Genomic DNA, 4009 nt, shown 5'->3' with positions numbered 1-4009 from the left:
ACATCAAAACCCTCATGGAATACGTCCGGACGTCCAACAAGAACTGGAGCCACGACCATTCCGCCTATGCCCTGGACGTCTCACTAGACGATTGCATCGCCATGAATTGCCGTCGCTGGATCGGCGCCAATGACGATGATAGCCGAGCCAAGCGCAAGGCCCTCAAACGGGCAACGGACGCCAAACGAGCCCGCCGGCGCCGAGCCAAGAATAGCACCAGCGCCAAGCCCGGCAGGTCGTCCTTGGGACTCTCGCCTGATGAGATGAAAGCCCGAACCAACGCCCAAGCCGCTGAGCGCATGAAGCGCCGCCGCGCGTTACGGAAAACCCCGTCCGCTTCCTTTAAGAAGGACGTAGGTAGCGTGACGCAATTAAGCGTAACGCAAGACACTCACGCGGCGCGGGAACAGGCTGAAACTACCCCCGCTCTCAATCCTTCAAACAAACAAAAGCCTTCCAAGACCATCCAGCCAAAGGAAGTGATTTGTTGGGGGAAGCCATCACCACCAAAGCCGACCAACGCCACCCCCCGCGCCGCGTTACCGCAAGATGCCGTCGACAAGGCGATAGAGCTGATCCGCAAGGTGAGGGATACCGGGCACCACAAGACCATGAACCTCTCGACCAACCGCAAGACCGTCCAGCGAGAGCTAGAACGGTTCTGGCCCGGATACGTGAGAACCGCGACACGCACGGCAAGCCGGTTCTACGGCTCATTCAGGCCAGAGCGAGACCTCAGAAGCTGGTAAGCCTCATTCCGGCTCAAGCTCGAGACCGAGGGCGAGACAATCAACCGGTATTTCGATCGCAGGCACAAGTGGCTCAGGCAACGACATCGATCTGAGCGGCCCTAACGCGCACACGGCTGCGGGAAAAAATTCCTACACCCACCGCCGCCCGACGCGGTCGAGGGACGCGGCCCCGGGGAGCTGGGGCAAGCTCCCTGTCGTCGTCTACTTGAGGCCGCGTTACGGGTGGTGTGTCTCACCCGCTGACCACGTAACGCGGCCGTGTTGTTCTGGTTTCAGTCAGGCGCGCGGCATCATATTCGTCTGCGGCCCCTATACCGAAAACCTACCCGAAAATGTCGACTGATGCTCACGGATATCGTTGACGAATTTGCTCGGTGAAGGCTTCGGGTATGATGCAGCGTCAAGTTTGGAGGCTGCAGTCATGGCAAAGCGAGTTGGCGTTTATCTGCGGGTCAGCACCGATGGCCAAACCACCGAGAACCAGCGCCGCGAGCTCGAGGCGGTTGCTGCTCGCTCGGGCTGGGAAATCGTCGGCTTCTATGAGGATGCCGGCATTAGCGGCTCCAACGGTCGAGAAAAGCGCCCTGGCTTCGACCGACTGCTCAAGGACGCGACGGCGCGCAAGATCAACATGATTGCCGCCTGGTCGGTGGATCGGCTCGGCCGCAGCCTTCAGCATCTCGTTGGTTTCCTGAACGAGCTGCAGGCGCTGAACTGCAATCTCTATCTGCATCAGCAGGCCATCGACACGACCACACCGTCCGGTCGCGCCATGTTCCAGATGTGTGGCGTCTTTGCCGAGTTTGAGAAGTCCATGATCGTTGAGCGCGTCAATGCCGGTCTTGCGAGAGCCAAGGCCAGCGGCATCAAGCTGGGCCGTGGCAACCGCAAGGACGACGAACGGAGCGCCGATGAGGAGCGCTGGGGCATGAGCAGGGCCGAGTTGGAAAGGCGCATCCTGCGCCTCCACAAGGACGGGACGGGCATCCTGAAGATCGGCCGGACGCTCGGCGTCGGCACGTCAGTCGTGCAGCGGGTGGTGAAGGAGCAGCCGCGCCCTTTCGAGGCAAGCGTGTGAGGCGGAAGCGGAAGGTCGCTAAATGAAATTCACATAGGTAGGTGCGGAAACCCGCCATGAGCGAAAGCGTGCGTAGGCATTGGACCGGCGCGGACTAACGGCCCCAGCATCCTTCTCCCTCCCGGAGCTGGGGCCGTTGTTGAGCTTGCTACTCCAGGCCCGCACCTCAAATGAAAAGGCCGCCAAATCGAGGCGGCCTCTTGAATGTGAAGACCTGTCCGGGGCTGGCGAGGCGGGCCTTCGCCGATCTTCTTACCAAGAACCACCTCGACGCGATGTCATTCAAAAGGAAATGGGTGTTCGCCCAAGAGAACCCGTAGTTTTCCGCAGATTAGGACAGTGCTACGCACGGTAATTTTCCGGAATCACGCTGGTCATGAAATGCCCCTAAGGTAATTCCGCCGGGGCTGGCCATTTCGCATCCCGAACAAGATTTCAACCGGCAAGGGGTCGCTGAAGGGCGGCCCCTTTCGATTCCGGCCTCCCTGGCGTGGGCCATGGGCGCTCACGGCGACTTACGCCGGGCAATTGCATAAAACGGCCCGAACTGGCGGCTTTTAGCGCGCCAATCGTGACGGCCTAACTATCCCGCTGGCAACGCGCGCTGCGCACCGCCGGGCGCGGTTTTTGTTGTCACCGCACTGTCCGTCGACTTATCCACAGGGTTATCCACATGGCTGCCGCCATTGCTCCCCGCCGCGCGGCGGCCCGGCACACTGCCCCCGCCGAAACGTGTGCCGAGCCTAGCCAGCCAGTCCGCTGCTGGTCAATCATGACCGGCTAGGGTCCATAGTGGGGCAACAATGTGGCTTTGGAAATTGCATGGCGGCAACACCTGCTAGGTTTTTCATAGTCCGAACGATTGAACGATTAGCGACATGTGTCGGCCGTCAGCTAGCCAGAATCACGGGCGCAAATTGATTGCGCCTAGGACATCGATCGTTTCCGCGCTGGTCTGATCGAAGCCCCCGGCTCCCCGCTCCATCGCTACATCAGCCCCCAGCCCCAGCGATGGAGCGGGGCTACTGCGCGCCTGCTTGCGTGTCGCGCGACGTTCGACCGGCTCAGTAGCCCGACTTGGCCTTTGCACCGCTGGTTGCTTTTTCAGTCGTCGTCGTTCCACTCGACATTCCGGTCGTGGTGCCAGGCGCCATCTCCATCTTCTTCGCGTGATGGGTTTTGTGGGTCTTCTGGTGGGTCGACATAGCACCTGCGGCTGTTGGCGCGACTATCAAGCTGATGGCGATCGCTCCCGTGATGAATGCCTTGAGCATGAGACTAGCCTCCGGTCGGCCTGCCCCAAAAGCAAACCGGCAGATTTGTGAAACGTTCCTGTTACGCGCGGGCAAGTCGCTCTTCAGCGCACTAACATGTCCACAGTTTGTGTAACACAGTCGCGATGACACTACCCCTAGTGAATAGCCTGCATTTTATCCGGGTGTAATGCACATTTTGTGCATGAATTCGTCTAAGGATACACGGATTATGCAAGCAGGTCATTCCACCGTCAGAGCAGCTCGAAGCACGGGCCGGGATCGGGTTTCCAATGGCCGCCTCCTGTCGCGCGCCGTCGATTTGCGGTCTGCCGGAGGTCGACGCTTCAAGTTTTTGGTCGAAAGCTATTCGCAGCAACTCGGCGGCGAGCTGACCGAGCCCGAGAAGGCGTTGGTGCGCCAGGCGGTCGCGCTTCAGCTTCAGGCCGAACGGTTGCAGGAGCGGATCGTCGGTGGCGAGCTCGTCGACAGCGATCTCCTGATCCCGATCAGTTCGACCAGCAAGCGGCTCCTATCCATCATCGCTGGCAAGGCCGGTCAGCGGGCCGACCCCAGCTGGCTCGACGATCTGGAGGCCAGGTACGCCGAGCGCGATCCCGTGGGGTCCTGAGAGCGCAATGGCCCGTCCGAGCAAGTCCAGCATCTTTGCCAAGGTCCGCGCCGAGATTGCCGGGCTGTTTGGCATTGATCCGGACACCGCGGCGTTGCCGGAGCGACTCAAGATCGACCACGCTACCGCCCTCAAGCTCGAGATCGAGCGGCTGCAGACCGAGCAAATGGGCGGCGATGCCGTCGACATTCGGCGATTGGCCGAAGCGCACGGCGAGTTAAAGCGTGATGGCATTAAGTTCGATAGCCTGAATTTTTGAGGTAGTTGGCGCATTCCTCGGGGGTGAAGGCATCGA

Annotated in this window: 5 protein-coding genes; 4 read left to right on the top strand and 1 reads right to left on the bottom strand. The window is 60.5% G+C overall.

The features are described 5' to 3' along the window. Both SO180_RS42065 and SO180_RS42060 read left to right on the top strand, forming a co-directional pair. The coding region (locus SO180_RS42065) for a hypothetical protein (protein WP_449384654.1) at positions 1–749 on the top strand (749 nt) is incomplete at its 5' end. A gap of 424 nt (positions 750–1173) precedes the next feature. After that, entirely contained in the window at positions 1174–1830 is a 657-nt protein-coding gene (locus tag SO180_RS42060) for a recombinase family protein (protein ID WP_449384653.1), read from the top strand. Positions 1831–2894: 1064 nt separating this feature from the next. Here SO180_RS42060 and SO180_RS42055 read toward each other — a convergent pair. Then, entirely contained in the window at positions 2895–3104 is a 210-nt protein-coding gene (locus tag SO180_RS42055; RefSeq protein WP_449384652.1) for a hypothetical protein, read from the bottom strand. 211 nt (positions 3105–3315) lie between these two features. On the opposite strand from SO180_RS42055, the gene SO180_RS42050 reads away from it, so the two are divergent. Next, complete coding sequence (locus tag SO180_RS42050; protein ID WP_449384651.1) at positions 3316–3714, top strand: hypothetical protein; 399 nt, start codon at positions 3316–3318, stop codon at positions 3712–3714. A 7-nt stretch (positions 3715–3721) separates the two neighbouring features. After that, entirely contained in the window at positions 3722–3973 is a 252-nt protein-coding gene (locus tag SO180_RS42045) for a hypothetical protein (RefSeq protein WP_449384650.1), read from the top strand. Positions 3974–4009: the final 36 nt, after the last annotated feature.

Source organism: Bradyrhizobium sp. UFLA05-112 (assembly GCF_053572325.1).
The sequence above is the reverse complement of the archived record's forward strand: the minus strand, read 5'-3'. Positions and strand labels throughout refer to the sequence as shown.

What these genes read in the sequence shown, in the direction of transcription:
- SO180_RS42060 (WP_449384653.1), top strand. Translation starts at nt 1,174, where the DNA reads ATGGCAAAGCGAGTTGGCGTTTATCTGCGGGTCAGCACCGATGGCCAA.
- SO180_RS42055 (WP_449384652.1), bottom strand. Translation starts at nt 3,104, where the DNA reads ATGCTCAAGGCATTCATCACGGGAGCGATCGCCATCAGCTTGATAGTC.
- SO180_RS42050 (WP_449384651.1), top strand. Translation starts at nt 3,316, where the DNA reads ATGCAAGCAGGTCATTCCACCGTCAGAGCAGCTCGAAGCACGGGCCGG.
- SO180_RS42045 (WP_449384650.1), top strand. Translation starts at nt 3,722, where the DNA reads ATGGCCCGTCCGAGCAAGTCCAGCATCTTTGCCAAGGTCCGCGCCGAG.